We start from the raw sequence: 26,191 nt of genomic DNA on the forward strand, positions 1-26,191 counted from the left end.
CGGGCCCCGTGAGCGGCGAGAACGCACATCACCCGAGGAGAGTTCATGATCCTGGTCACCGGTGCCACCGGAAACGTCGGCCGCCACGTCGTCCGTCTGCTCGCCGAACAGGGCATAGCCACCCGGGTGTTGGCCCGCGACCCGGAGAAGGCGGCGGGGCTCGGCGCGGCCGAGGTGGTCCTCGGCGACCTGGCGGAGCCGGGCACGCTCGGCCCGGCGCTGGAGGGCGTCGACGCGGTCTACCTGTTCCCGGTGCCGGGCAGCGGGCCCGCGTTCGTCGCGGCCGCCGAGGCGGCGGGTGTCGCGCGCGTGGTGATGCTGTCCTCGGACGCGGTGGCCGACGACGTCGCGGAGCAGGCCAACCCGATCGCGGGGTACCACGCGGAGATCGAGGCCGCGGTCCGCGGCTCCGCGCTGGAGTGGACCCTGCTGCGCTCGGGGCACATGGCGACCAACGCGCTGCCGTGGGCGGGCCAGACCAAGGCGGGCGGCGTGGTGCGCGGACCGTACGCCGAGGCCACCAGCGCGCCGGTGCACGAGGCCGACGTCGCGGAGGTCGCGGTGGTGGCGCTGACCGACGAGGGCCACGCGGGGCGGGTCTACCGGCTGACCGGGCCGGAGTCGCTGACCGCCGCCGAGCAGGTCGAGCTGATCGGCAAGGCGGTGGGCCGGCCGCTGGCGTACGAGGAGCTGCCGGCCGATGTCGCGCGCGAGCAGATGAGCCGGTTCATCCCGCCGTTCATCATCGGCACGCTGTTCGAGGGCTGGGCCAGGTCGGTGGGCGTGCCGGCCCTGGTCTCCTCGGACGTCGAGACGGTCACGGGCCGCCCGGCGCGGGCCTTCGACGAGTGGGCCCGCGACCGCGCGGCGGATTTCGCCTGAGGCGGCGTCAGCGGTCCTCGGACGGCGAGCCGGCGCCGGACAGGGCCTTGGCGAGGAGCTCGAGAGCCGGGAGTGCGTGCATGACGGCCTCCCGGTCGGCGGGCGGGAGGCTCTCGAGGGCGCTGGCGAGGCGGCGTTCGTGGGCGTGCTGCCAGTCGCGGAGCTGCTGGTGGCCGGCCTCGGTGAGCGCGATGCGGGCGGTGCGGCGGTCGCCGGGGTCGGGCTGGCGGTCGACGAAGCCCGCTTCGAGGAGCTTGCCGATCAGGCCGCTGACGGTGTTCGGGGCGAGGCGCTGACGGGCCGCCAGTTCGCCGACCCGGAGCGGGGCGGCGGCCAGCGTCTGAAGCAGCTCGACCTGGGCCATCGGCAGCGACTCCCAGGGGTAGTCGGTGCGGATGCTGCTGCGCAGGGCGCGGCGGAGCCGGGTGATCACGTCGGTCAGCCGCTGGGCCCGCGCGACGGCTGCGGCCTCCTCCAGAACGGACCCGCCATCCTCCGGAACGGACCCGCCGTCCGCCGGAGCGGGGGAGTGACCGGCGGAAGGATCGGAGGTGGGCTGCGACGACATGGGCGACAGCGTAGCGCGCGAGGTCCGGACACCTGTCGGTAGGTGACCAGCTCTGCCCGCGAGCACATCGTGTAACGATCCGATCGCCAGCCGATCAGTTCGGCCATGGAACAGCTCTGGAGCAGATATATTTCTCGAGTGAGCACCGTGAAGCCGAACTTCGCCCAGCGCCTGCTGGTCGAGCGCCCCCGCCCACGCGCGGTGGCCGGGTGGCGGCACGCGCACTGGCTGGCCGTCGGCACGGTCTGCCTGGGGGCGTTCCTCGGCCAGCTCACCGCGAGCATCACCGCGCTGGTCTTCCCGGAGCTGGAGCGGTCCTTCGACGCCAACTTCGCGGCCGTCGAGTGGGTCGCACTCGCGTACCTGCTGGTGCTGGTCGCGTTGCTGGCCCCGATCGGGCGGCTCTCCGACCTGGTCGGCCGGAAGACCGTCTACCTGGGCGGCTTCGGGGTCTTCGCGCTGGCCTCGCTCGGTGCCGGGCTGGCCGACGGCCTCGGCACGCTGGTCGCCTGCCGGGCGGTCCAGGCGGTCGGCGGCGCGATGATGCAGGCGAACAGCGTCGCCCTGGTGGCCCGGGGCGTCCCCGAGTGCGCGATGCGCACCGCGCTCGGCATCCAGGCCGCCGCCCAGGCCCTCGGCCTCGCGCTCGGGCCGACCCTCGGCGGGCTGCTGGTGCAGCACGTCTCCTGGCGCTGGGTGTTCTGGATCAACGTCCCGATCGGCCTGCTCGGCATCGTCGCGGGCTGGTTCCTGCTGCCCCGCACCCACCCGGACGGGCGGCCGCGGCAGCCCCGCCGCGACGGGCGGTTCGACCTGGCGGGGCTCCTGCTGCTGGCCGGCTGCTCGACCACCTTCCTGCTGGCGCTCTCCACCGCCTCCGGACTGCCGCTCCCCGCCTGGGCGGTGGCCGTCCTGCTGCTCGCTGCCGTCGCGCTGGCCCTGGCGCTGGCCCGGCAGGAGCAGCGCGCCGACCGCCCGCTGATCCCGCCGGGGCTGATCAACACCCCCGGCATCCGGACCGGGCTGCTGATCGCCCTGGTCGGCTACCTGCTGCTGTTCTGCCCGCTGGTGCTCGGCCCGGTGATGCTGGTCGGCGCGGGCGCGCCGGTGGCCACCGCAGGGCTCGTGATCACCGCACTGCCCGCCGCCTTCGCGGTGGCGGCCACCGTCGGGGCCGGTCTGCTGCCCGACTCCTGGTCGGACGCGGTCCGTTGCCGCTGCGGCGCGCTGGTGGCCGCACTCGGCCTCGGGCTGCTCGCGGCGGTCCCCGCCACCCCGGCGGCCACCGTCCTCCCGCTGGTGGTCGCGGGCTACGGCCTCGGCCTACTGCTGCCCGCGAACAACGCGCTGGTGATGCGCGCGATCCCGCCCGCCAGCTCGGCCGTCGGCGGCGGGCTGGTCAACATGGTGCGCGGCCTCGGCACCGCCCTGGGCACCGCCCTGCCGGTCCTCGCCGTCCACCTGGCGGGCCATCAGACCGGCGGCCGTTCGGTCCTCGCGCTGCTCACCCTGGTCGCGGCCGCAGCCGCCACCCTGGCCGCCCGGGTCAGGACCAGCGCCCCGCGCTCCTGAGGAACGCCGAAGGGTGCGGCGGACGCTGACGTCCGGCCGCACCCTTCGGGAGTACTGCTACGAGAGCGGCTTGGCGCCGCGCTTGTCCAACAGCATGGTGATCAGGTCGATCTCCCCGCGCTGGCCGTTCACCATGGTCTGGGCGAGCCGCTTCTCGACCGGGTTCGTGCCGAGGTCGACGTAGCCCTGGGCCATCTCGACGCCGCCCTTGTGGTGCTCGATCATCAGCTGGAGGTAGTAGACCTCGGCCTCCTGGCCGCTGAGCGAACGCAGCTTGGCGAGCTCGGTGTTGGTCGCCATCCCGGGCATCAGCGAGCCGTCGTGCGGCTCGTACTGATGGTCCATCTTCATCCAGGCCATCGGCTTGGTGCCCGAGTGCTGGGTCAGACCCCACTGGTCGAGCCAGCCCATCATCATGCCCCGCTGGTTGGCCTGGGTGTTGATGATGTCGAAGGCCAGGTTGCGGACCTCGGTGTCCTGAGTCCGGTCCCGGACGATGAACGAGAGGTCGATGGCCTGCTGGTGATGGGTCGCCATGTCCCGGGCGAACCCGGCCTCCGACGACTCCTGCGCGGGCGCGGAGGCCACCGAACCGCTGGCCTCCGGGCCGCCGGCCACCAGCGCGGGCACGCCGAGGCCGAGCGCCACGGCGGCCGCCAGCGCGGCGGGCCACCAGAGCCGACGCCGACCGGTCCCGGCGTGCTGCTCCTCGACCATGCCGACGTCGGCCATGCCCGCCTCGGTGGTGACTACTGGGCGGTGCTGCACGACGCCCCCGGCTCCTGGGTCTGCGGGCCCTGCACGTACTTGGTGAAGAAGCTCGCCACCCGGGGGTCGGCCGCGCTGTCCACCGTCAGCTGGGTGCCCCACGCGGTCAGCGTGATGGCGCCCGCCTCGTCCGGGTAGGGGCTCATGAAGGAGTACGGGGTGGTCTTCACCTTGGTGGAGAGGGTGGTGATGTCGTCGGCCGACGCCTTGGCGTTGTACGTCACCCAGACCGCGCCGTGCTCCATCGCGTGCACGGCGTTCTCGTTCTCGACCGGCTTGTCGTAGACGGTGCCCATGCAGTTCAGCCAGACCTGGCTGTGGTCGCCGCCGACCGGCGGGGTCTGCGGGTACGTCACCTTGGTCGCGACGTGGTTGCGGGTGAGGTTGTCGAAGGTCTGGACACCGGCGATCGGCGCCTTGGCGGCCGCGGCCTCCTTGTCCTTCTTGTCCTTCGCGTCGAGCGCGATCCACGCGCCGCCGCCCACCATGCCGGCGAGCAGCACGGCGGCCGCACCGATCGCGATGAACTTGTTGCGGCGGTCGCGGCGCTGCTCCTCGGCACGCAGCTCGGCGATCCGGGCGCGGCGGTCGGCGGTGCTCTGGTTGACGTTCGACTTGCCCTTGCCGGGCGGCTTGGTCGGCTGCTGCTTGGCGGCGGAACCCATGAAAGTTGTCCTTGTCCCCGTCGGGCGGTGCCCGCTCGGCGGTCTACGGATTGGCAGGGGAAGCGGAGCCGTCCGAGGCTCGGTCGGCCGCGACCGTCGGTCGTCGGCCGGTGCTCGGACGGTGGGTTCCGCTCAGCTCAGCAGGACCTGGAGCGCGTGTAGGTCGGGCGCCAGGTCCGGGCCGCTCAGCGGTGCGAGCACCGGCGGAGCGGGCAGTGCCTGCGGCGGGATCAGCCGGGCGGGCACCGCGGGTACGGGCTGCGGCGGTGCGTTCGGCAGCTGCGACTCCTGGCCGCAGTACGGGTGGCTGGAGCAGCCGCTGCCGGGGTCGGGCCGTTCGCCGTCCACCGTGCACCAGATCAGCGGCAGCCGTTCGGCGCCCTGACCCTGTTGCGAGCGGTGGTGCACGAGCCCGTGCGCCGCGGCGGTTCCCACGGCGGCGGGCTGGGCCGTCACCGTGGTCAGCGGGGCCGGGACGGCCGTCCTGGCGACGGCGTGCGCGCGGCCCGCACACGGCAGTACCGCGAGCAGACCCGCCAGCAGCAGGACGAACAGCGCGGCGACGGGGCGGCCGGTGATGCTGGCCCTCCCCGGCTGCGGTGTGTAAGCCCCTGGCGCGGTCATGCGCACATATTAATCAGCCGAACGGGTGAGGGTAGAGCCCCTCGGGGGGTCTCGTTCCCAGCCGTTCACGTCACGTACGTGCAGTTCGGCACGGTTTCGGCCGGTCCCGACCGGCCTTCGCGGCACTGCGCTCACGGGGTGACCGGTTGTCGTCGATTCCCGGACACCGTCGTTCTCCTATGGGGACAATGACGTCGAGCCCGGGGCCCAGGCCCGCTCGGCAGTCGGCAGACACGGACGAGGAGCAGCCGGATGAGCAACCAGGGCGCACCACCGCAACGCGGCGACGGCTGGTGGCACGAGGTCTACACGGGCCCGGCCGCCACCCTGCCGGACGCACCGGACACCCCGGACGACGACGCGACGGTGGACGACTGGTTCGACTCGGCGGCCGGGATGATCGGCGCGCAGCGTACGGCGGAGGCGGTGCCGGAGGCCGTCGAGGAGGCCGAGGTGGTGCCGGAGCCTGAGGCCCTGTCGGTGGACGACTGGTTCGACTCGGCGCTCGGGATGATCGGGGCGCAGCGCAGCACCGAGGCCGCCGTGGCCGCGCGGCCGGACGAGGCTTTGCCGAGCGAGGGTGGCCCGGGTGACGAGCCGTCCGCTGACGAACCGGTACCTGACGAGCCGTCCGCTGAGCAGCCGTCCGTTGCGGAACCGGCGGCCCAGGTGGTCGACGCCCTGACGTCCGTCGCGCCGCTGCCGCCCGCCGCCCGCCGCGCGTACGACCAGCAGCCCGTCCCGCACGTCGGCGACCGTCCGCCGACCTACGGCCCCGAGCCGACGGCCGTCGCCGTGGCGGACCCGGACGGACTCGCCGTCCTCACGCCGGACACCGTGCTGGAGGGCGCCCAGTACGGGAGCACCACGCTGCGCGCGGTCTCGGTCCGCGGCGACTCCGCGCGCTACCGGGGCGAACTGCGCCGGGACGCACTGCTGATCACCCGGTTCGGCGAGGGCGAGGAGGGCCTGCTGCTCGCGGTGGTCGCCACCACCTCCGCCTCGGCCGAGCCTTCGCCGCTCGCCGCCGAGGCCTGCCGTCAGCTGGCCGCCGCGATCGGCCGCAGCCGTACGGAACTCTCCGCAGACCTGCGCGACGGCGCGCGGGACCGGCTGCGCTACGGGCTTCAGCGCCTCACCACCAGCGCGTTCGCACCGCTGCGCGCCCCGGGTGCGACCCCGGACGCCGCCTCGGATGCCGCGTCCGGCCAGCACCCTGACGGCGAGTCCGAAGGGCCGTCCGCCGCGGCGCTGCACTGCCTGCTGCTCTCGCTCGACCCGGCGGCCACCCACCGGGCCGCTTTCGGGCTCGGCCCGAGCGGGCTGTACCTGCTCCGCTCCGGACACTGGATCGACGCCTACGCCGCCCGGCTGCTACACCACCCGGACGGCCAACTGCCCTCCTCCACCGGCCCGTTGCCCCGGCCGTTCCGGTTCCGGCTGGTGCCGGCCACGCCCGGTGACATCCTGCTGCTCTGCACCCCGGGCCTGGCCGACCCGCTCGCCGACGAACCGGCCGTCGCCCACTTCCTGGCCAACCACTGGGCCCACCCGCACCCGCCGGGCACGGTCGACTTCCTCCGCCAGATCCAGGTCCGCGCCAAGGGCTACTCCGCCGACCGGACCGCCGCCGCGCTCTGGACCGAGTGATCCGAAAACCGCTCGATCCGGTTGCGCGGTCCGGTCTAGGCTGCGGGCATGTCCGCCACCAGGACGTCCTACGTCTGCCTGCCCTGCCGGGCCTCGTACAAGCAGTCGCCCGCCGGGGACCACGCACGGCACTGCCCGCGCTGCGCCCGGCCGTTGCTCCGCGCGGGCTCGGCGTTCGCCGCACCGCGCCGCCGCGACACCGCCGCCTGGCGGACCCTGTCGGTGCTGCTGAACGCGGGCATCGACTTCCACAAGAGCTGCTGCGGAGGCCCGGGCTACCGCCCGCGCACCTTGTTCGAGGTGCGCGAGCGGATGGCGTACGCCCGCCGGACGGGTGAGCCGATCGCCGACGCGCTGGTCCGGCCCGAGCTCCCCTGACGGCGGGTCAGCCGCCAGGGGGCGCGGTCAGGCCTGCGCGTTCCCGGGGCGTACTCCCGGGGCGTCGGCGGCGGCGCGCTTGAGGACGGCGGTGTTCGCGGTGACGGTGCCGGGCTTGACCCCGGAGACCTCGGTGATCTGGACGCTGCGCTCGCCCAGGAAGGCGTACGAGGTGCGGTCGAAGATGATCTCGTCGCGGGAGCCGCTGGCGGGGTTGGTGCGGGCGATGGCGATGCCGGTGCGTCCGGCGGCGTCGGTGGCACTGTCCACCAGGACGACGCCGGGGATGCGGGCCGCGGCCTGGTAGAGCGCGGCGGCGAGCTTGCCGGGCACGGCCTGTTCGCGGATCAGGTCGGCGATGGTGACGAACGCCTCCTGGTCCGGCCCGCTGCCGGCTCCCTTCGTCTCGGCGTAGATCTTCTGCAGCAGCGCCTCCGGGTCGGTGGTCAGGGTGCGCAGGTAGTCGTAGGAGGGGCTGTTGAGGTAGGCGCCGGTGCGCGAGTTGAGCGCCCGGCCGCCTTCCGGGGCCCGGCCCTCCTCGGTGAGCCAGCCCGTGTGGCCGTCGGCCGAGAGCCACACCTGCCGCTGGTGCGGCTTGTCGACCCACACCGTCGATGCGCCGCTCTCGGCGTCGACGGTGCCCGAGAGGTAGGAAACGGTGCTCTCGATGTAGACGTACTGGCCCGGGCGCAGGACGAGATCGGACGAGGCCTGGGCGGCCAGCGAGACCCGCTCCACCGCGCCGGCCAGGCCCACGGTGCTGCCGACCTCGACCTGGACGACGGGGGCCGCGACGCGGATGTGCCGCGCGGGGGCCGCACCCTGGTCGCCGGGCGTGCTGACCGCCACGGTGACGGCCAGGGCGAGCGTCGCCAGCGTGGCGGGTACGGCGATCAGCAGCCGACGGCGGCTCCGGGCCGCCGGCCGGACCGGCACTGCGGTTTCGGGTGTGCGGGTGATCTCGCTCATCAGGAACTCCTCGATCTGGCGCTGCCGGCCGAGCGGGACGGCAGGTGCTCCGGCCGCGGGCAGCAGGTGCCTCAGCTCCGTTTCGTCGAGCGGCTGTTGCCGCTCCGGGATGCTGGTCATCTGGTCCACTCCTTGTCCGACCGGGCCGGAACCATCCGGCCACCCTGTACTTGTCCGACTGCCCGCAGGGGTTCCGGACGATTTCTCGAAGCCTGCCGGAGCTCCTTGTCGGCCAGGGCCCGCAGCCGGGTGCGGGCTCGGGACAGCCTGGAGCGCACGGTGCCGACCGGGATGCCGAGCGCCTCCGCGGCCTCCGGATAGCTGAGGCCCGCCCACACACAGAGCGAGAACACCTCGCGCTCCCCACGGCGGAGCTTCGCCAACGCCGCCTTGGCAGCCAGGAGTTGCTCGTGGTCGGCGAGGCGCCCGACCAGCTCGTCGGCGAAGTCCGGGGTGGGGTCGGGGAGCGGCATCCGGGCGAGCGCGGCCGCATGCCGACGGGCGGCCCGGGCCCGGTTGCGCAGCACGTTGACGGTGATGCCCATCAGCCAGGGCCGGGGCGTGGTCCCTTCGTCGCGGAGCTTCTCCCGCAGCCGCCATGCCTCCAGGAAGACCACCGCCATGACATCCTCGGCACCGGCCCGGTCACCGCTCACCCGCACCGCGTGCTGGAGGACCGCCTGCGAGTGCTCCTGGAACAACTGCCGGAAGGCGCCGGGATCCCCGGCTCTGATCCGTTCGTGCATCGAAAAGTCCACGCCTCTGGTTGTCCGGCCACCACGGGGCAGTTCCAGTGACCCGCGTCACATCCGCGCCCCGCAGTCGTACCGGAGCGGGGTCAGCCGCCCAGCAGGGCCCGGGCCACCGACGCGACCTGGGCGGCCGCCTCCGCCCGGCTCGCACCGGGCAGGCCGATCGCGACCGGTACGGCCAGGCCGTCCAGCAGCGCGCGGAGCTGGACGGCCCGGTCGGCCGCACCGTCCGCCGTGAACTCGCCGCCCGCCACGCCCTCTTCGATCAGCGCGACCAGGTCGGCCTGCCAGGGGGCCTCGATCTCCAGCTGGCCCTGCCGGATCTCCGCGCTGGCGGGGGAGCGGCCCCAGACTTCCAGCCAGAGGATCCAGCGCGGATCGCCGGGGCCCTCGGGAAGGTACAACTCCGCGTACGCGGCCAGTCGCTGACGGACCGTCAGCGTTTGGTCGACCAGTGCGGCCCGGCGTCGCTCGCCGAGCTGCTCCTCGCTCCAGCGCAGGGTCTCCAGCAGTAGCTGGTCCTTGCTGCCGAAGTAGTAGAGCAGGTGTCCGGCGCTCATCTGGAGCTGTTTGCCCAGCCCGGCCATGGTCAGCTTGGCCAGCCCGTGCTCGGCGATCGCCGCCCGGGCCGTGGCGAAGACCTCCTCGCGCGGCCGCGCGGGGCGCCGCGTCCGTGGCTCCGCCATCTGCCGTTCCTCCTGCTCAGGGGTGGGTCCCGTCAGCTTCTCACGGTCGGGTGGACTGGGTGATGGCGGATTGAACGAAACGTTTGCAATGAATTGTTGTCAACGGATGCTGTGTTCGCCTACCGTGGGGTCATGACCGAGGACAGCAAGGTGCAGCTCTCCGCCCCGTTCGACGTGCCGGACGTGGCCGAGGCGCACGAGAAGCGGCAGTACCCGGCCCTGCTCCGGATCACCGAGCGCCACGCCCACGGCGAGGCCCGTACCCGCTGGGAGGAGCGGCGGATGCCGCTCGGTCCGGTGGACGCCTGGCGACGGGTGGTGATGCTGGCCGGTGGCAGCGAGTTCCCCGAGGAGGGTGAGGCGCCGGTCGACGCGGACGACCTGGCGGCCGCGCTGGCCCTGGTGCAGTGGGCCCGGGCGGAGGTGGACGAGTGGGAGCTCGGCTTGCTGGAGATGGCGCGCGGCCGGGGGCTGACCTGGCAGCAGATCGCCGTCAACCTGGGCCTCGGCTCGGCCCAGGCGGCGCGGCAGCGGCACCTGCGGCTGACGGAGCGGTCGCCGGGGCAGTCCGCGGGTTGAGTGGCTGTCAGTTCCGCGCGTGGGCCAAGTCGGTCGTCAGCTCCGTGCGCCGGCCGGGTCGGTCGTCAGTTCGCGACGGCGGCCCGGTCGGTCGAGGCTCTGCGGGCGGGCCGCGAGGTGGCAGCCCAGGCAGTCGGGGTGGCGGGAGGTGTCCCTGACCCGCCAGTCCCACTGGTCGGCCGGCCGCGGTCCGCTCGGCTTGCCCCAGCCCGCCAGGTGCAGCAGCCAGGTGGTGAGCGCGCCGCCGAGGACCACGGCGGCGCCGAGCCAGAGGCCGGGCGCCCAGGCCGCGCACATCGAGACGCCTGCCGTGGTGAAGCCCGCGAAGACCAGGGCGGAGCCGGTCCAGCCGGCGACGGTGTGGCCCATGTCGTGGTGGCCGTGCATACCGCTCACGGGTGCGCTCCTTTGTCATGCTGGGGCAGGCGGAATGAAACCCGCCACTTATCTCACGTGCTAAGTATCTTAGACTCTAAGGAGATTCCAGGTGGAGGGCAAGCCCCGTCCGGCCGCATCCCCCGCGCAGGCCCTGGCGGCCATGGACCAGCTGATCGCGCTCAGCCTGGTCAGCCAGCAGGACATCGCGCAGCGCCTCGGCCTCGGGGTCACCGACCTCACCTGCCTCGGCCACATCCTCGGCGCGGGCGAGCAGCCCATCACCGCCGGAGAACTCGCCGAACGCGCCGACCTGACCACCGGCGCCGTCACCGGCGTGCTCAACCGCCTCGAACGCGCCGGATACGCCCGCCGGGCCGCCGACCCGGCCGACCGACGCCGCGTCAGAATCGTCGCCGACGAGTCGGCCGCCGCCCGGCTGTACGCGGTCTACGAGCCGTTCTACCTCCGCATGAACGAACTCTTCGCCGACTACACCCCCGACGAAGTAGCCGTCCTGGCCGACTGGTTCACCCGCGCCACCGCCCTGATGGGCACCCGCCTCGACGAGATCCGCGCGGCCAACGAAGCGAACTGACCCCGGCCCTCCCGGCCCTCCAGGCGTTCGGGCGTCAACCCCGCTTCCGCTGCTTGCGATTGGGGCGCCGGGTGCGGACCAGGGTGTCGAGCGCGCCCAGGGCAGCCCGGATGTGCGCCGGGCCGCGCCGCAACCGCTCCCCGGCGCACCACCAGGAGAGTTGTCCGTCCGCATCGCGCGGATGCATGCCCAGGTCGTGCTCGGCGCACAGCGGCCACGCCTGCCGCAGTCGCTCGGTGACGGTCTCCTGCGCGGCATCGGCGATGATCGCCAGCGCGTGGGCCGGGTCATCGGCCGACTCCGGATACAGGTCGTTGCTGTGCCACTCGCCGTTGGCCAGAGCGACGTGGACGCTGGCCGGTTCGTCGGGACCGGAGGGCGGGAGAGCCAGCAACTGCAAGGGCCCCTGCGCGGGCAGCGTCACCGCCAGATCCCGGTTGAGGAGGGCGAGGGCTTCGTCCCAGAGGGGGTACTCGCCCGGCAGGACGCGACGAGGCTCGGGACGGTCGAAGTGGGCCGGCATGGGGCCATCTTCCCTGGCGGAGTGGGCAGCCCTGAAGGGGCTGGTCGGTAAGGCGTTTGACGGTCATCGGCGGCCGGTGGTCGGATGGCGGCCATGAGTGCAGGGCAGATGCATCCCGATATGCACCCCATCGACGACGGCCTGGTGCGGCGGTTGGTCGCGGGGCAGTTCCCGCAGTGGGCGGGGCTTGCCGTGGAGCGGTGGCCGTCCGGCGGCACGGTCAACGCCATGTACCGGCTGGGCGAGGAGCTGGTGGTCAGGCTGCCGTTGGTGCGGGGCGGGGCCGGGGACGTGTCGATGGAGCAGGCGTGGCTGCCCCGGCTCGGGGCCCAACTGCCCACCGGTATCCCCGAGGTGCTCGGGGTCGGGGTGCCGGCCGAGCGGTATCCGTGGCCGTGGTCGGTGTACCGATGGCTGACGGGGGAGCACCCCGAAGCGGGTGCGCTGAGCCAACCCGTGCTACTGGCCGAGGACTTGGCCGCATTCGTGGCGGCGATGCGGAGCATCACGCTGCCGGGCGCGCCGAAGGCGCACCGGGGCGGGCCGCTCGCCTCGCTCGATGCGGAGACCCGGGCGGCGATCGACGAGTTGCGGGGGATTCCGGAGGAGGACGTCGACTGCGATGCCGTGGCCGCCGTGTGGGAGGAGGCGCTGTCGGCTCCTGGCTGGGGCGGGCCGCCGGTCTGGCTGCACGCCGATCTGATGCCGGGCAACCTGCTGGTCGACGGTGGCAGGCTGGCCTCGGTGATCGACTTCGGGTGCGCGGGAGTGGGGGACCCGGCCTGCGACCTCTTCCCGGCGTGGAACCTGCTGCCGCCCGATGCGTGCGAGGTCTTCCGCGAGGCCCTCGGCGTGGACGACGCGACCTGGATCCGTGGTCGGGGCCGGACCCTCTCACAGGCGGTGATCGCGTTGCCGTACTACCGGACGACGAACCCCGCGATGGCGCGCAACGCCCGGCACGTGATCCGGGCGGTGCTGGACGAAGGCTGATGCGCGGCTCCCTGTGGATCCTGGCGGGTCGTCAGATGTTTCCGCTCCGGTCGGGAAGGACGGATACCATCCGGTCCGAGCGATGATGATCATCGCTGACCAGTGGGGGGATTTCATGCGTACGTACACCAAAGGTCTGCTGGCCCTGGCGTTCAGCTCGGTGCTCACCCTGACGTCCGGGGCCTCGGGCGCCGCAGCCGACAGCAGGGGGCTGGAGATCGCCGTTCCGGCCTATGTGTGGCCCGGGGACCCGATGCTCACGGGGCTTCAGACGGCCTCGCCCGCAGCATCCGTGGTGGTGCTCAACCCGGGGAACGGGGACACCCCGTTCAACGCCGCCTGGCAGGCACAGGCCGACACCCTGCGCGGCGGGACCACCGCCACCGGGGCGAAGACCAAGGTGCTCGGCTACGTCCACACCGACAACGCCGCCCGTCCGCTCGCCGGCGTGAAGGCGTCCGTCGACAACTACCTGAGGACCGTCGACGGCAAGCTGCACGTCGACGGCATCTTCTTCGACGTGGTCAGCCGCGACTGCGGCCCCGGGAACAGCTCCCGCGACTACTACCTGGCGCTGCGTCAGTACGTGCAGAGCACCGTAGACGCCCTCGACCCGGCCGTCCAGGAACTGGTGGTCGACAACCCGGGCACCGCGATCGCCGACTGCTACCTGGAGCCCGGCCACCGTACCGCCGACACCTTCGTGACCTACGAGGGCAACTACGCCAACTACATCGGCGCGGGCTGGCTCGGCGGCAACGTCTTCAACCTCACCGCCGGCTACTACTCGGGCGCCACCTTCGACCCCAGCGGCACCGCGTTCTGGCACCTCGTCTACGGCGTGCCCGGCGCACCCCAGATGCGGACCACGCTCGACACCGCCTTCACCCGCGGCGCGGGCTACGCCTACGCCACCGACGACATCCTCGCCAACCCGTGGGACGCGGCGCCGAGTTGGGGCTTCGCCGCCCAGACCTCGTACGCGGCCACGATCGGCTGACGACCTAACGGAGGCGGGGCGCTTCGAGGCGCTGCCTGACCCAGCGTTCCGCGGCGCTCGCGAGGCCGGGCAGATGGGGCGCCGGGTGGGTTGCGCAGCGGAGCGCTCGTACGCCGGCGACCGCGACCGCGAATGCGGTGACCGCGTCCGGTGTGGCCTTGGACCAGACCGGCACCGACGCTGCCCAGTACTCGGCATCGGCTGGATGGTGTCCGGCTCCGATGAGTCGAAGGGCCGTGAAAGCGGTGTCGACCCACGGAGCCGCGGATGCGGGCCAGGCCCAGTCGAGCACGAGGATTCGGCCGTCGGCGGTGAGGTGGAAGTTGCTGCTCGACAGGTCGGTGTGAGCCAGGGTGTCACCGCTGACCAGTCCAGGGGCACGATGCTCCCAGGCGAGCAGTGTGGGCAGGTTCGCCGCTGCCCATCGACTGAGCTTGGGGCGATGCACGTCGGTGAGGGCCGCCCAGCCCGGTGCGGCGCTCCATCGCTCGGCCAACGGGAGTGTCCGCGCGACCGGGGCCGGGGTCAGCTGCTCGTACAGGATTGTCAGAGTGTCGGCGACCCGTTCGAGGTCGGTGGAGCCGACACCGAGATCGGTGGGGCGCCCCTTGACGTACTCGAACACGAGGAAGTGCCAGTCCGCGGTGTGGATTTGTCGGAGCAGTCTCGGCGCGATGTCGGTCAGATGAGGGTTGAGGGCGGCCTCGGTCCGCTGCATCCGCAGCAGCGGGCCCCGGTCCGTGCGCACCCCCTTGCAGAACACCGTTTCACCGCTTGCAAGTTGGAGGGCGCTGGCGAGATCACAGGACACCCCGTCGGTGGAATCCGCTGCGCTGCGGATCGGACCGCAGGCATCCTCGACGGCTGACCGGGTCTCCTGCGAGAGGTCGGCCCATACTGTCCGCGGCACTTCGGGCCCCTCGGAGCTTGCTTGGGTGAATCGGTGGGCTTGGAGGCGCCCCTGCTGTGGCCTTCCGCGTCGACTCGCTGGCTGGTGTCGGCGAGTCAACTGGGAGAGTCGTGCTGGTACCGCCAGACCCTGACCCCCTTGGACCGCCACGGCTCCGGGATCACGTCGGCCTCGCCGAGGCGGGCCACCCAGTCGAGTTGGCCGGCGAAGTACTCGTGGTACTCGGTCCCGCTGGTCCAGGTCAGGATCGGGCCGTCGGTGCCGCGCTTACCGTGTCCGTAGAGCATCACGCGGATCGTGTCGTCGAAGCGCTCCATCGCGAAGCTGCACGGGAAGTTGTACAGGTAGATCCGTAGGTCGACCTTGGCAGCCGTTGCCGCCTCGGCCAGCGGACGGAGCACCTCCCGCTCGTACCGGGTCGGCTCTTCCATCGCTGCCTCGGTCGGCTCCAGACGGTACCGGTCCCGGCGGGAATCGCAGTGCGGATCCATGATGTAGATCCGCACGGGGATCTCGCGGGCCTTGGCGATGAACAGTGGCAGCATCTCGTCGCTGCCGTAGAAGTTCCTCGTCAGACCGAACATGTCGATCCTTGACCTGGCGCCCCGTATCCGCGAGATCAGGTCAGCCTTCGACTCGACGTTGGTGAGCGGGAAGAGGTCGGCGAGCCCGGCCTGTTCCAGGTGTCCCAGCATGGCGCCACTGTAGTCCCGGCCGTAGCCGAGCCGGTCGGGCCGCGTCTCGTACACGCGGCACAGGTAGTCGATGCGCTCCTCGGACGGCCGACGCTGGCCGTGCTCCCAGCGGCAGATCTCGGTGTCCGACAAGGCCGGAGGGTGCAGGCCGTCGGTGACGTACTCCAGGTCGATGCGGGTCGACAGTTCGGCGCGGTCCCAGCCGTGTGACCACCGGTGGGCTTCGAGGGGGTGTACCTCGGGGAGCGCGACGAGGATCCGGTCCACTACCTCGGCACGGGGCGAGCCTTCGCGGATGCCTCGGAGCCTGATCTCCCTGGCGGTGCGCTCGGATCGGCGGCGGGTGGTGCGGTCCACGCGGGCGATTGACGTAGTCACGGGCCCATATTGACGCGGGACGTCTATCGTCACGACGGGTTCGCGCATATTGCACTCGACAGATCAGGCCGATGCTGTAGTCATGGCAGAGATCACGCGAACCCCTGGCCTCGGTCGCCCCGCCGCTGAACTGATGGAGGATCAGCTTGCCGGTCGGGCCTGCCATCGCTGCGGATCCGCCGAGGCGCCGTTGCACCCGGACGAGCCGATCGAGGTGCGTGTCTCCCGGGGCGTCGTCCGGGACGTCGTCACTGTGCTCTGCACTCCCTGCCTGGTGGCCCGCCGGTGAGCGTCGTCCGAGTCGGGTCCGCCTTCACCGAGGGGGTGGCTGTCACGTTCGACCTTCGTCGGAACGGGATCTACACCTCGGCGGAGTGCCAGCTCGGCGCGCACCACGGCTGCCCCGGCGGGCTGCGCGAGACAGGCGGAGCGCAGGCGCTCGTCTGCGACTGTCCGGCCATCAGTTGTGACTGCTGTCGACCGCTCAGCTGCGGGCCGGCTGACAGGTGATCAGTTCGGGGGCGGACCAGTTTGGCGGTGGGGTGGGCGGATTCGGCCGATTGGGGGCGTGCGGCGCAGAAAGTTCAATCAGAGGCTCCGGGACCGTCGGGAAAGGCGTCGTACGCGGCTTCGGCGGGCCCGCAGTCGAACTCCGAGGGTGGTCCGTGACCCCTGGGGGCGACCGTCCCGGGGGAGGTGCTCACGGCGGCGTGCGCGCCCTTGCTGCATGGGGCCTGACCTGGTGTTTTCTTGGGATTCGCCTAGCCTGGGGAGCTCTGCTGGACTGCTTCGGAGGGGGCATCGTGAGTGACGGAACCAACGTGTACGACGCCAGTCGGATCCAGGTGTTGGAGGGGCTGGACGCCGTTCGGAAGCGGCCCGGAATGTACATCGGCTCGACCGGTGAACGCGGCTTGCACGAGCTGGTGTTCGGACTCGTCAACCTGGCGGTGAACGAGGTTCTGGCCGGTCATGGCAGCCGCGTCGGCATCACCCTCACGCGGGACGGTGGCGTGTGTGTCGCCGACGACGGGCGAGGCATCCCGGTCGAGGACGCCGGGGCAGGTGGTGGGTCCACCCTTGAAGCCAGGTTGACCCGGCTGTCGGCTGGAACGCGGTTCGGCGGCCGCCGCGACGTGGTGCTCTGCCTGTCTTACGGGGAGCCGTGCGTCGCCAACGCCTTGTCGCGCAGGATGACGGCGGAAGTGCACCGTGGGGGAGTGCGCTGGGTTCAGGAGTACGAACGTGGCGTGGCCGTCACCCCGCTCGTCAATGCGGGCGCCGCGACCGGTAGCGGGACGGCCCTCACCTTCTGGCCCGATGCCGACATCTTCGAAACCGTGGAGCCCTCGTTCGAGAAGCTTGCCGAGCGTTTCAGGGAACTGGCCCTGCTGAATCGGGAGTTGGAGATCTCCGTGACCGATCAGCGCAGCCTGGGGAAGGCCAGGGCGGAGCGGTTTCAATACCCGGGCGGAGTACGGGACTTCGTCGCTCACCTCGATGCGGAGGAGGCGCCCGGGGCGCCGCAGCACGTCATCACCATCGAGCAGGAGGACCCGCGGATGGCGGGGGCGATGGAGGTGGCGTTCCGCTGGCGTGACTCCGGTGAGGAGCGGGTCCGGAGCTACGCCAACAGCTGGCTCACCCATGGGGGAAGTCACGAACTCGGCTTCTGTGATGGGGTGGTGGCCGCAGTCACCGCGTACGCCCGGGGGCGGCAGCTGCTGACGGCGACGGATCCGGACCTGGGCACCGAACGGATCGGAGAGGGCCTGACGGCAGTCGTGTCGGTGAAGCTGGACGATCCCGCGTTCGAGGGCTCCACGCGCGATGTGCTGGGCAACAGTGCAGCGCGCACGTGCGTCGGTGAGGCGGTCCGGGAGCACTTCGGCCGGTGGCTGGCAGAGCACCCGGAGCAGGCCGCGGTCGTCGTCGGCCGGATCATCGCGAGCAGCCGCCGCGGCTGATCGGCTGACGGACCGTCGGGAGCCAAGCCGGCCCCGCCCGATCGAGTCGGGCGGGGCCGGTCCGGCGTCAGAAAGAACGCGTGAGCGGACTAAGCGTCAGGCCTTCGGCTGCTGCTGGGTGATGCAGTGGATGCCGCCGCCGTTGGCGAAGATCTCGCGGGCGTCGACGAGTTCGATCTTGCGGCCGGGGTAGGCCTCGGCGAGGAGGTCGGCGGCGGTCTGGTCGCGGGGGTCGTCGAAGGCGCAGAGGATGACGGCGCCGTTGGCGACGTAGTGGTTGATGTAGGAGTAGTCGACCGGCTCGCCGTCCTCGTCGGTGAGGACGGTGGGGGCGGGGAGTTCGATGACCTCGAGCGGGCGGCCCTGGGCGTCGGTGGCGGCGCGGAGGATGGCGACCAGTTCCTGGCAGACCTCGTGGTCGGGGTGTGCGGGGTCGGGCTGGACGTGGGCGACCACGACGCCGGGGCGGACGAAGGAGGCGACGATGTCGATGTGGCCCCGGGTGCCGAACTCGTCGTAGTCGCGGGTGAGTCCGCGCGGCAGCCAGATGGCCTTGGTGGTGCCGAGCTTGGCGTGCAGCTCGGCCTCGACGGCTTCCTTGGTCCAGTCGAAGTTGCGGCCCTCGCCGAGCTGGACGGTCTCGGTGACCAGGACGGTGCCCTCGCCGTCGACGTGGATGCCGCCGCCCTCGTTGATCAGCTCGGAGGCGAAGCGCCGCACGCCGGTCAGGCCGGTGATCTCCTCGGCGATGTGCTGGTCATGCTCCCAGCGGGCCCAGGACTGAGCGCCCCAGCCGTTGAACACCCAGTCGGTGGCGGCGAGTTCACCGGAGCCGTTGATCAGGAAGGTCGGGCCGATGTCCCGCATCCAGGCGTCGTCCAGCGGACGTTCGACCAGCTCGACCTCGGCGGAGACGTAGCGCCGGGCGGCGTCCAGTTCGCCGGTGTTGACGATCATCGTGACCGGCTCGTACCGGACGATGGTGTTGGCCACCCGGGCCCAGGCCTCCCGCGCGGCGTGCAGGTGGTCGGGGGTGTCGAAGGTCGGGTTGTCGGTGGGGAACGCCATCCAGGTGCGCTCGTGCGGGTGCCATTCGGCGGGCATCCGGAAGCCGAGCGAGGCAGGGGAGTTGGTCATGAGGGTGCAGTCCTAAGCGGGTGAGGGCCTGGGCGGGAGGGCCTGCGCGGTCAGAGGAAGTACAGGCGGCTGAGGGAGACCGAGTCGGCGGGTTCGGAGCGGATCGGCGAGCCGTCCAGCGAGACCAGCCCGGTGTCGGACTCGACCTGGACGTTGCCGATCCGGGCGTTGCGCACCATGTCGCGCGGCCCGATGCCGCGGGTGTTGCGTACGCCCACCCGACGCCTGCGGGTGGGGAGTTGGTCGGCCATCCGGTCCAGGTACGCGCCGTCGGCGGCTGCTTGGGCGACGAAGGCGACGGAGATGTCGGCGGCGGTGGCGCCGTGGGCGCCGAACTGGGGGCCGAGGACGAGGGGTTCGCAGCGGTCGGTGGAGGCGTTGGGGTCGCCGACCACGCCGTAGGCGGGGAAGCCGGCTTTGAGGATGAGCTGGGGTTTGGCGCCGAAGTGGTCGGGGCGCCACAGGACGATGTCGGCGAGTTTGCCGACTTCGATGGAGCCGACTTCGTGGGCGAGGCCGTGGGCGATGGCGGGGTTGATGGTGAGTTTGGCGATGTAGCGCAGGACGCGTTCGTTGTCGTCGCCGCTCTCGGCGGTGCCGAATCCGCCGTTGAGGGGGCCGAGTTCGTGTTTCATTTTGCCGGCCATGGCGAAGGTGCGTCGGACGGTTTCGCCGGCGCGGCCCATGCCCTGGGCGTCGGAGGAGGTGATGCCGATGACGCCGAGGTCGTGCAGGACGTCTTCGGCGCCCATGGTGCCGGCGCGGATGCGGTCGCGGGCCATGGCGGCGTCGCCGGGGAGGTCGACCTTGAGGTCGTGGGCGGAGACGATCATGCCGAAGTGTTCGCCGAGGGCGTCGCGGCCGAAGGGGAGGGTGGGGTTGGTGGAGGAGCCGATGACGTTCTCGACGCCGGCCATCTTCAGCACGTTGGGGACGTGTCCGCCGCCGCAGCCCTCGATGTGGAAGGCGTGGATGGTGCGGCCTTCCAGGACGCGCAGGGTGTCTTCGACGGAGAGGCATTCGTTGAGGCCGTCGGTGTGCAGGGCGACCTGGACGTCGTATTCCTCGGCGACGCGCAGGGCGGTGTCGAGGGCGCGGGTGTGGGCGCCCATGTCCTCGTGGACCTTGAAGCCGGAGGCGCCGCCTTCGGTGAGGGCTTCGATCAGCGGGGCCGGGTCGGAGGACGAACCCCGGCCCAGGAAGCCGATGTTGACCGGCCAGGCGTCGAAGGAGTTGAACGCGTGCCGGAGCGCCCACGGCGAGTTGACGCCGACGCCCCAGACGGGGCCGAACTCCTGGCCGATGATCGTGGTGACGCCGGAGGCGAGCGAGGCTTCCATGATGCGGGGGGAGAGCAGGTGCACGTGGGTGTCGATGGCGCCCGCGGTGGCGATCAGGCCCTCGCCGGAGACGATCGTGGTGCCGGTGCCGACTACGACGTCCACGCCGTGCAGGGTGTCGGGGTTGCCGGCCCGTCCGATCGAGGCGATCCGGCCGTCGATCAGGCCGATCGAGGTCTTCCGGATGCCCAGCACCGCGTCGATCACCAGCACGTTGCTGATCACCACGTCGCAGGTGTCCCGGACGGCGGCGGCCTTGAGGTGCAGGCCGTCCCGGGCGGTCTTGCCGAAGCCGGCCAGGAACTCCTCGCCGGGCTCCTGGGAGTCGGACTCGACCCGGATGATCAGGCCGCTGTCGCCGAGGCGGATCCGGTCACCGGCCCGGGGGCCGTGGACGGAGACGTAGTCATGGGGGGTGATGGCGCTCATGCTCCGGCCTCGCAGGACACATGGGGGTGGGCGGCTGGGGGTACGGGGGTCGTCCCCCGGGAGGGAGCGGCGTGGGGGGTGATGGCGCTCATGCTGCGACCTCGGGGAAGGGGCGGGCGGTGTTCACGTTTCGAGCTCCGCGTCGTCGAAGCTGGTCAGGTAGCCGGTGGCGCGGGCCTTGGTCAGGGCGGCCTCGCGCGCGCCGGGCGCGTCCAGCGGGCCGTCCACCAGGCCGGCGAAGCCGATCGCGACCCGGGCCCCGCCGATCGGCACCAGGCCGACCTCGACGGTGGCGCCCGGGTCGAAGCGGACCGAGGAGCCGGCCGGGACGGCCAGGTGGGTCCCGTACGCCGCGGAACGGTCGAAGGCCAGCCGGGGGTTGGCCTCGAAGAAGTGGAAGTGCGAGGTGACCGAGATCGGCACCGCCGAGGTGTTGTGCACCGGGAGCAGCAGGGTCTCCTCGACCGGGTCGTAGCCCGCGCCGCTACCCAGAAGGGCACCGCCGGGGGCGTCGTCACCGAGTGAACCGGCGCCCCGGAACGGGTCGTTGATCACGGCGAGCCGGGTGCCGTCGTCGAAGACGGCCTCCACCTGGACCACCGTGACCACGTCCGGTACGCCGGGCAGGACGTCGGCGGCGGTGAGCACGCTGCGGCCGGCCTCGATCGCCTCGGCCAGCCGTCGGCCGTCCCGGGCCGCCTCGCAGACGGTGTCCGCGATCAGCGCGGTGGCTTCCGGGACGTTGAGGCGTACGCCCCGCGCACGCCGGGCGCGGGCCAGTTCGGCCGCTGTGAAGATCAGCAGCCGATCCCGCTCGGTGGGGGTCAGTCGCACGGTGCCTCGCTCGCTCGTGCCGGTGGGTCAGTACAGGGGTGGAGCTCAGTGCAGAAGTTAGAACGTCGTTCAAACATCTCCGGCCATTGAACCCGGGCCGGGCCGCCATGTCCAGCCTTGTCCGTCCCGGACCGTTCGGCGCGCCGGATGTCGCAACCGTGTATTCGGTGACGATCAGATGGCAGGGTCCTGATATAAATGCGGTGACGTACACACCGAGAGAGGGGCGCACCCCATGCGCGCAGTCCGCTTCACCCGTACCGGCGGCCCCGAAGTCCTGGAGCTCGCCGACCTGCCCGCCCCGCAGCCCGGGCCCGGCGAGGTCGCCATCGACGTCAGCCATGCCGGGGTGCACTTCGCGGACGTGATGTTCCGGCGCGGACAGTTCCCGGTCGGGCTGCCCGCCGTCCCCGGACTGGAGGTGGCGGGCACCGTCGCCGCCCTCGGCGCCGGGGTGACGGGGCTTCAGGTCGGTGAGGCCGTGGTCGCCGTGCCGACCGGGCTCGGCGGCAACGCCGAACGGGTGGTCGCCCCCGCCGTCACCACGCTGCCGCTGGACGGGCTCGACCCGCTGCTGGCCGCCGCCACCGCCTGCAACGCCGCCACCGCCGTGGGCACCCTGCGCGGCGCCGCCCGGCTCGTGGCGGGTGACCGGGTGCTGGTGCTCGGCGCCTCCGGTGCTCTCGGCAGCCTGCTCGGACGGCTCGCCACGGTCTACGGTGCCGCCCTGGTAGTCGGCGCCGCGAGCACCCCCGAACGCGCGGCCCGGGCTACCGCCCACGGGTACCAGCACGCGTTCGAGTACGCCGAACTGGCCGACCGCACCCCGGAGCTGACGGACGGCCACGGCTTCGACGTGATCATCGACTCGGTCGGCGGTGCACCGCGCGAGCAGGCCCGCTCCCTGCTCGCCGTGCTCGGCCGCCACGTGGTGATCGGCAACGCCGCCGACCAGGACATCAGCCTGGACGCCAACCAGGTCTGGTACGACAGCTTCACCCTGGCCGGCTACAACCTCGGCGGCCTGCTGGCCCGCCGCCCCGACCTGCTCCGCGCCCACCTCGCCGAGGGCCTGCGGCTGGTCGCCGACGGCACCCTCACCATCGACGTCGAGGAGATCGGCTGGGACGGCGTCGCCGAGGCACACGCCCGCTTGGAGGGGCGCACCGCCGAGGCGAAGTACGTGCTGCGCACCGCCTGACCCATACTGGACCGGTCCCGCGCACCGCCGACGAGAGGCCCCGGCCGATGAGCAGCAGCACCGACCCCGCCGAGCTGCTGGCCGGACCCCGAGGAGCTCAGCTCCGTCTCGGGCTGGCGATCAAGCAGGCCGAGCAGGCCATGATGGCGGCCAAGGCGGAGGCGCTGCGCGGGTTGGAGCTGACGGTGCCCCAGTACGCGGTGCTGCTCCAGCTCGCCGACCGTCCCGACCGCTCGGGCGCCCAGCTGGCCCGGGGGGCCGCCGTCACGCCGCAGACGATGGCCGGGGTGCTGGCGAACCTGGAGGCCAAGGGCCTGATCGAGCGTCAGCAGTCCGAGGTGCACGGCAAGGTGATGCTGTCCCGGCTCAGCGAGACCGGCCGGGCGCTGGTGGACGAGGCGGACACCCGGGCGGTCGGGGTGGAGTCCGCGCTCTGGTCCGCCTTCGACCCGGCCGAGCGGGAGCAGTTCCGCTCGATGCTGCTCCGCGCTGTAGCCGCTCTCCAAGGCCCGTAGCCGAACCAAACCTCCGGAGGGGCCCGAAAAGGATCACTTCTGACCCCTTGAGCTCCACTTCACCCCAGGTGATCGGGTACCTACTGTTGCGTAGCCCGACCGCTGGGCATGAGGATGGTCGTCAGTATCGGGACAGGCCGCCAGCGGGGGACGTGGCGCGGCCGGCTGTCCGAACGAGGGGTGGGGACGTACGTGATGGACGGTCAGGCGAGATTTCCGCGGCAGCGGACGGCTTCGAGCAGCGACCAGGTTCGGCCCAGGGGGTTCGGGGAGGGGACGCCTCCGGTGCACGAGCCCGGCTGTGCGCTGCACCGCAGGTTGCACGCGGCGCTGGCCCCCGCCGACCTGATCGCGGTGGGCGCCGTCCGCCGCCGGCTGCGTGCGGCGCTCAACCACTGGGGTGTGCCCGAACTCGCGGACACCGCCGAGCTGCTGGCCTCCGAGCTGGTCACCAACGCACTGCTGCACACCGAACGCGGCGCGGTGCTGGACGCGGTGCTCACCCCCGAGCAGCGGCTGCGGATCGAGGTGCAGGACACCACCAGCAGACTGCCCGGCCGCCGGACGCCGAGCGAGACCGCCACCTCCGGCCGGGGGCTGCTGCTGGTGGAGGCGCTGGCCGACGACTGGGGCGTCCAGCTGCGCGGCGACGGCAAGGTCACCTGGTTCGAGCTCGGCGCGGCCTGATCACCGGGCCGGGCTCCCGGTGTCACGAAAGCAGCCGTGACCATTGCCCACGAAGCGCCGGTGTGCTGACACTGGCAGTGTCCTGCCCGGCCGATGCCGAATCCTCGCCCTATCCGCGCTGGTGAGGCGGTACTAGTAATCTTTCGGCAGGATAGTGAGAATGTGTGCCCGGGAAGTCGGCGGGGAGAACCGAGCCTCGACCGACCACCACCGCCCGACGCACCGCCCACCACTCAGCACAGGGCCATCGCAGTCCGCCCGGACGGCGTGGCACGGCAGCGGCAGGAGAAGCATGGCGACAGAGCCCGAGCCGCAGGGGCCCGCACGCCGTACCCCACCGGCCCAGTCCTCCCGCAGTGCGTCGGCCGCCGGTTCGCTCCGGTCCGCCTCCGGCCTGGCGGGCGGGCGGATCGTCCCCGCCGTCTCCCGGGGCCTGCCCACCCGTACCGGCGACTCCACCCCCGACTGGCTCGAGCCGGCGATGGCCGCCAACGGCATCGGCTCCTTCGACTGGGACATCCGCCGGGACCGGCTGGAGGGCGACCAGCGGGCCTGCGCCATCCTCGGCCTGGAGCCGGCCAGGTTCGACCGCAGCTCCGGCGCCTTCCTGGCGATGCTGCACCCCGAGGACGCGCCGGTGGTCCGCCGCCGGGTCGAGCGGGCGGTCGCCGAGCTGGGCCAGTGCGGCGCCTACTACCGGACGGTCTTCCCCGGCGGTGACATGCACGCGGTGCGGTTCCGCGGCCGGGTGCTGGCGGACGCCTTCGGGCGGCCGTCCCGGATGGTCGGCTTCGTCTGGGACGCGACCGTCGAGCTGCACAAGCGCGAGCGGGCCGGGGCGATGGCCCAGCTGCGCGAGGAGCGCTCACGGTTCATCAAGGAGGCGGCCCGAGCGCTCTCCGAGGCCGTCACGGTCCGGGACGTGGCCCGGGTCTTCACCGAGCTGCCGCTGCCCGGTCTGCCGCCGGACGGCCTGGTGCTCTCCTCGCTGGAGGCCGGCCGGCTGCAGATCCTCGGCGCCAGCGGCTACCGCTCGGGCGACCTCCAGCAGTACGACCGCACGCCGATCTCGCCCACCCACCCCGCCTCCGAGGCGATCCGCAACCGGGTGCCGATCTTCATCTCCAGCCGCGAGGAGTACCGCGAGCGCTACCCCGAGGCCTACCCGCAGCTGGCCGAGACGGGGGTGCGCAGCGCCTGGGCCTTCCTCCCGCTGGTCGCCAGCGGCCGCCCGATCGGCGTCTGCCTGGTCAGCTTCGACGACGACCGCGAGCTGGACGCGGACGAGCGCACCCTGCTCTCCACCCTCGGCGGGCTGGTCGCCCAGTCACTGGCCAGGGCCCGGCTGCACGACGCCGAGCACGAGCTGGCGGCCGGTCTGCAGCGGGTGATGCTGCCCCGCACGGTGCCCTCGGTGCCGGGCGTGACCACCGCAGTGCGCTACCTGGCGGCCGGCTCGGGCCTGCAGATCGGCGGCGACTGGTACGACGTGGTGCCGCTGCCCGGCGGGCACGTCGGCCTGGTGATCGGTGACGTGCAGGGCCACGACGTGCACGCGGCGGGCATCATGGGCCAGCTCCGGATCGCGCTGCGCGCGTACGCCGCCGAGGGGCACCCGCCCGCGGCGGTGATGGCCCGGGCCTCCCGCTTCCTGGCCGATCTGGACACCGACCACTTCGCCACCTGCACCTACGCCGAGGTGAACGTCGACTACGGCGTGGTCTACGCCGTCCGGGCCGGGCACCTCGACCCGGTGGTGCGGCGCGGCGACGGCACGGCCACCATCGTGCCGGTGGCCGGCGGCCTGCCGCTCGGGGTCGCGCCGGACGAGGAGTACCGGGTCACCCGGTTCAGCCTGGACCCGGGCGAGACGGTGGTGCTCTGCACCGACGGCCTGGTCGAGTCCCGCGAGATGGACCTGGACACGGGCTTCGCCCGGCTCTGCGCCGCGGTCTCCCAGGAGCTGCCGGGGCGGGACGAGGGCCCGCGCGACCAGCTGGAGGAGCTGGCCGACCGGATCGCCTCGCAGGCCGCCGACTCCACCGAGCGCGAGGACGACATAGCGCTGCTGCTGCTCCGCTGGGACGGCCCGGCGGGCGGGCGGGCCGCCCAGCAGCTGCGCCGCCGGATCGGCCAGGCCGACCTGGCCCGGATCTCCGAGTTGCGCGGTGAGCTGCGGGACGCGCTGCGCCGTTGGGGCGTCGGCGACTTGGTGGACACCGCCGAGCTGCTCGCCTCCGAGCTGGTCACCAACGCGATCCGGCACACCGACCGGGACGCGATGTTCACCGCGCGGCTGTACCGGGAGACGGTCGGCGGCGAGACCAAGGTCCGGCTGCGGGTCGAGGTGGAGGACGAGTCCGACCTCTGGCCGACCCGCCGGACGCCGGGCGAGCAGGCCTCCTCCGGGCGCGGGCTGATGCTGGTCGAGGCGCTGGCCGACGGCTGGGGTGTCGAGCCGCGCGGCACCGGCAAGCGGATGTGGTTCGAACTCGTCCCGGAGCAGGCCGAGTAGC

28 protein-coding genes are annotated in these 26,191 nt (G+C 72.4%); 14 read left to right on the plus strand and 14 right to left on the minus strand.

Features of this window, described 5'->3' with window-relative positions; all coding sequences use genetic code 11:
• Positions 1-45 precede the first annotated feature (45 nt).
• The gene (locus tag F4556_RS28690) at positions 46-882 is read left to right on the plus strand and encodes an NAD(P)H-binding protein (protein ID WP_184921140.1); all 837 of its coding nucleotides are present in this window, start codon (positions 46-48) and stop codon (positions 880-882) included.
• Between the two features lie 7 nt (positions 883-889).
• Here F4556_RS28690 and F4556_RS28695 read toward each other — a convergent pair whose 3' ends face one another.
• Positions 890-1,450: a MarR family winged helix-turn-helix transcriptional regulator gene (locus F4556_RS28695; RefSeq protein ID WP_184921142.1), complete on the minus strand. Its 561-nt coding sequence runs from the start codon at positions 1,448-1,450 to the stop codon at positions 890-892.
• Between the two features lie 138 nt (positions 1,451-1,588).
• Here F4556_RS28695 and F4556_RS28700 point away from each other — a divergent pair, with 138 nt between their 5' ends.
• Positions 1,589-3,022 carry an MFS transporter gene (locus tag F4556_RS28700; RefSeq protein ID WP_313068754.1) on the plus strand — a complete coding sequence of 478 codons (1,434 nt, stop codon included), beginning with the start codon at positions 1,589-1,591 and terminating at the stop codon, positions 3,020-3,022.
• A gap of 57 nt (positions 3,023-3,079) precedes the next feature.
• Here F4556_RS28700 and F4556_RS28705 read toward each other — a convergent pair whose 3' ends face one another.
• The 3 genes from F4556_RS28705 to F4556_RS28715 form a co-directional block, all read right to left on the minus strand.
• On the minus strand, positions 3,080-3,739 hold the full coding sequence (locus F4556_RS28705) for a DUF305 domain-containing protein (RefSeq protein WP_184925321.1): 660 nt from the start codon (positions 3,737-3,739) through the stop codon (positions 3,080-3,082).
• A 32-nt stretch (positions 3,740-3,771) separates the two neighbouring features.
• Positions 3,772-4,455 carry a thioredoxin-like domain-containing protein gene (locus F4556_RS28710; protein WP_184921146.1) on the minus strand — a complete coding sequence of 228 codons (684 nt, stop codon included), beginning with the start codon at positions 4,453-4,455 and terminating at the stop codon, positions 3,772-3,774.
• 132 nt (positions 4,456-4,587) lie between these two features.
• Positions 4,588-5,079, minus strand: a complete 492-nt coding sequence (locus tag F4556_RS28715; RefSeq protein WP_184921148.1) for a hypothetical protein — start codon at positions 5,077-5,079, stop codon at positions 4,588-4,590.
• A gap of 252 nt (positions 5,080-5,331) precedes the next feature.
• On the opposite strand from F4556_RS28715, the gene F4556_RS28720 reads away from it, so the two are divergent.
• A complete protein-coding gene (locus F4556_RS28720; protein ID WP_184921151.1) occupies positions 5,332-6,729 on the plus strand; it encodes a protein phosphatase 2C domain-containing protein in 1,398 nt (465 codons plus the stop codon).
• A 48-nt stretch (positions 6,730-6,777) separates the two neighbouring features.
• Complete coding sequence (locus F4556_RS28725; protein WP_184921153.1) at positions 6,778-7,107, plus strand: deoxyxylulose-5-phosphate synthase; 330 nt, start codon at positions 6,778-6,780, stop codon at positions 7,105-7,107.
• A 27-nt stretch (positions 7,108-7,134) separates the two neighbouring features.
• On the opposite strand, the gene F4556_RS28730 is transcribed toward F4556_RS28725, so the two are convergent.
• From F4556_RS28730 to F4556_RS28740, 3 genes are all read right to left on the minus strand, one after another.
• Positions 7,135-8,196, minus strand: coding sequence for a CU044_5270 family protein (locus tag F4556_RS28730; RefSeq protein WP_184921155.1), 1,062 nt, complete (start codon positions 8,194-8,196; stop codon positions 7,135-7,137).
• Positions 8,193-8,822 (minus strand): RNA polymerase sigma factor, encoded by a 630-nt coding sequence (locus tag F4556_RS28735; RefSeq protein ID WP_184921157.1) that lies wholly within the window; start codon positions 8,820-8,822, stop codon positions 8,193-8,195. Before F4556_RS28735 ends, F4556_RS28730 begins: the two co-directional genes overlap by 4 nt.
• A gap of 92 nt (positions 8,823-8,914) precedes the next feature.
• Complete coding sequence (locus F4556_RS28740; RefSeq protein WP_184921159.1) at positions 8,915-9,514, minus strand: TetR family transcriptional regulator C-terminal domain-containing protein; 600 nt, start codon at positions 9,512-9,514, stop codon at positions 8,915-8,917.
• A gap of 132 nt (positions 9,515-9,646) precedes the next feature.
• On the opposite strand from F4556_RS28740, the gene F4556_RS28745 reads away from it, so the two are divergent.
• Entirely contained in the window at positions 9,647-10,093 is a 447-nt protein-coding gene (locus F4556_RS28745; protein WP_221503721.1) for a DNA-binding protein, read from the plus strand.
• A gap of 36 nt (positions 10,094-10,129) precedes the next feature.
• On the opposite strand, the gene F4556_RS28750 is transcribed toward F4556_RS28745, so the two are convergent.
• Positions 10,130-10,480, minus strand: a complete 351-nt coding sequence (locus tag F4556_RS28750) for an HGxxPAAW family protein (protein WP_184925326.1) — start codon at positions 10,478-10,480, stop codon at positions 10,130-10,132.
• 100 nt (positions 10,481-10,580) lie between these two features.
• On the opposite strand from F4556_RS28750, the gene F4556_RS28755 reads away from it, so the two are divergent.
• The gene (locus F4556_RS28755; protein ID WP_184921161.1) at positions 10,581-11,066 is read left to right on the plus strand and encodes a MarR family transcriptional regulator; all 486 of its coding nucleotides are present in this window, start codon (positions 10,581-10,583) and stop codon (positions 11,064-11,066) included.
• 34 nt (positions 11,067-11,100) lie between these two features.
• On the opposite strand, the gene F4556_RS28760 is transcribed toward F4556_RS28755, so the two are convergent.
• Positions 11,101-11,589 (minus strand): hypothetical protein, encoded by a 489-nt coding sequence (locus tag F4556_RS28760; protein ID WP_184921163.1) that lies wholly within the window; start codon positions 11,587-11,589, stop codon positions 11,101-11,103.
• Positions 11,590-11,682: 93 nt separating this feature from the next.
• Between F4556_RS28760 and F4556_RS28765 the strand changes: the two genes are divergently transcribed.
• Together F4556_RS28765 and F4556_RS28770 are read left to right on the plus strand one after the other, a co-directional pair.
• Positions 11,683-12,582, plus strand: coding sequence for an aminoglycoside phosphotransferase family protein (locus F4556_RS28765; RefSeq protein ID WP_184921165.1), 900 nt, complete (start codon positions 11,683-11,685; stop codon positions 12,580-12,582).
• A gap of 115 nt (positions 12,583-12,697) precedes the next feature.
• Positions 12,698-13,582 (plus strand): spherulation-specific family 4 protein, encoded by an 885-nt coding sequence (locus F4556_RS28770; RefSeq protein WP_184921167.1) that lies wholly within the window; start codon positions 12,698-12,700, stop codon positions 13,580-13,582.
• 4 nt (positions 13,583-13,586) lie between these two features.
• On the opposite strand, the gene F4556_RS28775 is transcribed toward F4556_RS28770, so the two are convergent.
• Both F4556_RS28775 and F4556_RS28780 read right to left on the minus strand, forming a co-directional pair.
• Positions 13,587-14,330 carry a hypothetical protein gene (locus F4556_RS28775; protein WP_184921169.1) on the minus strand — a complete coding sequence of 248 codons (744 nt, stop codon included), beginning with the start codon at positions 14,328-14,330 and terminating at the stop codon, positions 13,587-13,589.
• A 257-nt stretch (positions 14,331-14,587) separates the two neighbouring features.
• A complete protein-coding gene (locus F4556_RS28780) occupies positions 14,588-15,565 on the minus strand; it encodes a helix-turn-helix domain-containing protein (protein WP_184921171.1) in 978 nt (325 codons plus the stop codon).
• Positions 15,566-15,647: 82 nt separating this feature from the next.
• Here F4556_RS28780 and F4556_RS28785 point away from each other — a divergent pair, with 82 nt between their 5' ends.
• Entirely contained in the window at positions 15,648-15,854 is a 207-nt protein-coding gene (locus F4556_RS28785; protein WP_184921173.1) for a hypothetical protein, read from the plus strand.
• Between the two features lie 514 nt (positions 15,855-16,368).
• Positions 16,369-17,532, plus strand: a complete 1,164-nt coding sequence (locus tag F4556_RS28790) for an ATP-binding protein (RefSeq protein ID WP_184921174.1) — start codon at positions 16,369-16,371, stop codon at positions 17,530-17,532.
• Between the two features lie 96 nt (positions 17,533-17,628).
• Here the strand turns inward: F4556_RS28790 and F4556_RS28795 are convergent, their stop codons facing one another.
• The 3 genes from F4556_RS28795 to ureA form a co-directional block, all read right to left on the minus strand.
• Entirely contained in the window at positions 17,629-18,669 is a 1,041-nt protein-coding gene (locus tag F4556_RS28795) for an agmatine deiminase family protein (RefSeq protein ID WP_184921176.1), read from the minus strand.
• 50 nt (positions 18,670-18,719) lie between these two features.
• Entirely contained in the window at positions 18,720-20,438 is a 1,719-nt protein-coding gene (locus F4556_RS28800; RefSeq protein WP_184921179.1) for an urease subunit alpha, read from the minus strand.
• A 123-nt stretch (positions 20,439-20,561) separates the two neighbouring features.
• On the minus strand, positions 20,562-21,272 hold the full coding sequence (gene ureA / locus F4556_RS28805; RefSeq protein ID WP_184921181.1) for an urease subunit gamma: 711 nt from the start codon (positions 21,270-21,272) through the stop codon (positions 20,562-20,564).
• A gap of 235 nt (positions 21,273-21,507) precedes the next feature.
• Between ureA and F4556_RS28810 the strand changes: the two genes are divergently transcribed.
• The 4 genes from F4556_RS28810 (at position 21,508) to F4556_RS28825 (ending at position 26,190) form a co-directional block, all read left to right on the plus strand.
• Positions 21,508-22,473 carry a quinone oxidoreductase family protein gene (locus F4556_RS28810; protein WP_184921182.1) on the plus strand — a complete coding sequence of 322 codons (966 nt, stop codon included), beginning with the start codon at positions 21,508-21,510 and terminating at the stop codon, positions 22,471-22,473.
• A 47-nt stretch (positions 22,474-22,520) separates the two neighbouring features.
• Positions 22,521-22,988, plus strand: coding sequence for a MarR family winged helix-turn-helix transcriptional regulator (locus tag F4556_RS28815; RefSeq protein WP_184921185.1), 468 nt, complete (start codon positions 22,521-22,523; stop codon positions 22,986-22,988).
• A 285-nt stretch (positions 22,989-23,273) separates the two neighbouring features.
• Complete coding sequence (locus tag F4556_RS28820) at positions 23,274-23,675, plus strand: ATP-binding protein (protein ID WP_313068761.1); 402 nt, start codon at positions 23,274-23,276, stop codon at positions 23,673-23,675.
• A gap of 292 nt (positions 23,676-23,967) precedes the next feature.
• Positions 23,968-26,190 (plus strand): SpoIIE family protein phosphatase, encoded by a 2,223-nt coding sequence (locus tag F4556_RS28825; protein WP_184921189.1) that lies wholly within the window; start codon positions 23,968-23,970, stop codon positions 26,188-26,190.
• Position 26,191: the final 1 nt, after the last annotated feature.

Origin of the sequence: Kitasatospora gansuensis, from assembly GCF_014203705.1 — a bacterium.
Lineage (GTDB): Bacteria > Actinomycetota > Actinomycetes > Streptomycetales > Streptomycetaceae > Kitasatospora > Kitasatospora gansuensis.

Excerpts from the sequence above, each read along its gene's own strand:
- F4556_RS28690 (WP_184921140.1), top strand. The coding sequence starts at position 46 with ATGATCCTGGTCACCGGTGCCACCGGAAACGTCGGCCGCCACGTCGTC.
- F4556_RS28695 (WP_184921142.1), bottom strand. The coding sequence starts at position 1,450 with ATGTCGTCGCAGCCCACCTCCGATCCTTCCGCCGGTCACTCCCCCGCT.
- F4556_RS28705 (WP_184925321.1), bottom strand. The coding sequence starts at position 3,739 with ATGGTCGAGGAGCAGCACGCCGGGACCGGTCGGCGTCGGCTCTGGTGG.
- F4556_RS28710 (WP_184921146.1), bottom strand. The coding sequence starts at position 4,455 with ATGGGTTCCGCCGCCAAGCAGCAGCCGACCAAGCCGCCCGGCAAGGGC.
- F4556_RS28715 (WP_184921148.1), bottom strand. The coding sequence starts at position 5,079 with ATGACCGCGCCAGGGGCTTACACACCGCAGCCGGGGAGGGCCAGCATC.
- F4556_RS28720 (WP_184921151.1), top strand. The coding sequence starts at position 5,332 with ATGAGCAACCAGGGCGCACCACCGCAACGCGGCGACGGCTGGTGGCAC.
- F4556_RS28725 (WP_184921153.1), top strand. The coding sequence starts at position 6,778 with ATGTCCGCCACCAGGACGTCCTACGTCTGCCTGCCCTGCCGGGCCTCG.
- F4556_RS28730 (WP_184921155.1), bottom strand. The coding sequence starts at position 8,196 with ATGACCAGCATCCCGGAGCGGCAACAGCCGCTCGACGAAACGGAGCTG.
- F4556_RS28735 (WP_184921157.1), bottom strand. The coding sequence starts at position 8,822 with ATGCACGAACGGATCAGAGCCGGGGATCCCGGCGCCTTCCGGCAGTTG.
- F4556_RS28740 (WP_184921159.1), bottom strand. The coding sequence starts at position 9,514 with ATGGCGGAGCCACGGACGCGGCGCCCCGCGCGGCCGCGCGAGGAGGTC.
- F4556_RS28745 (WP_221503721.1), top strand. The coding sequence starts at position 9,647 with ATGACCGAGGACAGCAAGGTGCAGCTCTCCGCCCCGTTCGACGTGCCG.
- F4556_RS28750 (WP_184925326.1), bottom strand. The coding sequence starts at position 10,480 with ATGCACGGCCACCACGACATGGGCCACACCGTCGCCGGCTGGACCGGC.
- F4556_RS28760 (WP_184921163.1), bottom strand. The coding sequence starts at position 11,589 with ATGCCGGCCCACTTCGACCGTCCCGAGCCTCGTCGCGTCCTGCCGGGC.
- F4556_RS28765 (WP_184921165.1), top strand. The coding sequence starts at position 11,683 with ATGAGTGCAGGGCAGATGCATCCCGATATGCACCCCATCGACGACGGC.
- F4556_RS28770 (WP_184921167.1), top strand. The coding sequence starts at position 12,698 with ATGCGTACGTACACCAAAGGTCTGCTGGCCCTGGCGTTCAGCTCGGTG.
- F4556_RS28785 (WP_184921173.1), top strand. The coding sequence starts at position 15,648 with ATGGCAGAGATCACGCGAACCCCTGGCCTCGGTCGCCCCGCCGCTGAA.
- F4556_RS28795 (WP_184921176.1), bottom strand. The coding sequence starts at position 18,669 with ATGACCAACTCCCCTGCCTCGCTCGGCTTCCGGATGCCCGCCGAATGG.
- F4556_RS28800 (WP_184921179.1), bottom strand. The coding sequence starts at position 20,438 with ATGAGCGCCATCACCCCCCATGACTACGTCTCCGTCCACGGCCCCCGG.
- F4556_RS28810 (WP_184921182.1), top strand. The coding sequence starts at position 21,508 with ATGCGCGCAGTCCGCTTCACCCGTACCGGCGGCCCCGAAGTCCTGGAG.
- F4556_RS28815 (WP_184921185.1), top strand. The coding sequence starts at position 22,521 with ATGAGCAGCAGCACCGACCCCGCCGAGCTGCTGGCCGGACCCCGAGGA.
- F4556_RS28825 (WP_184921189.1), top strand. The coding sequence starts at position 23,968 with ATGGCGACAGAGCCCGAGCCGCAGGGGCCCGCACGCCGTACCCCACCG.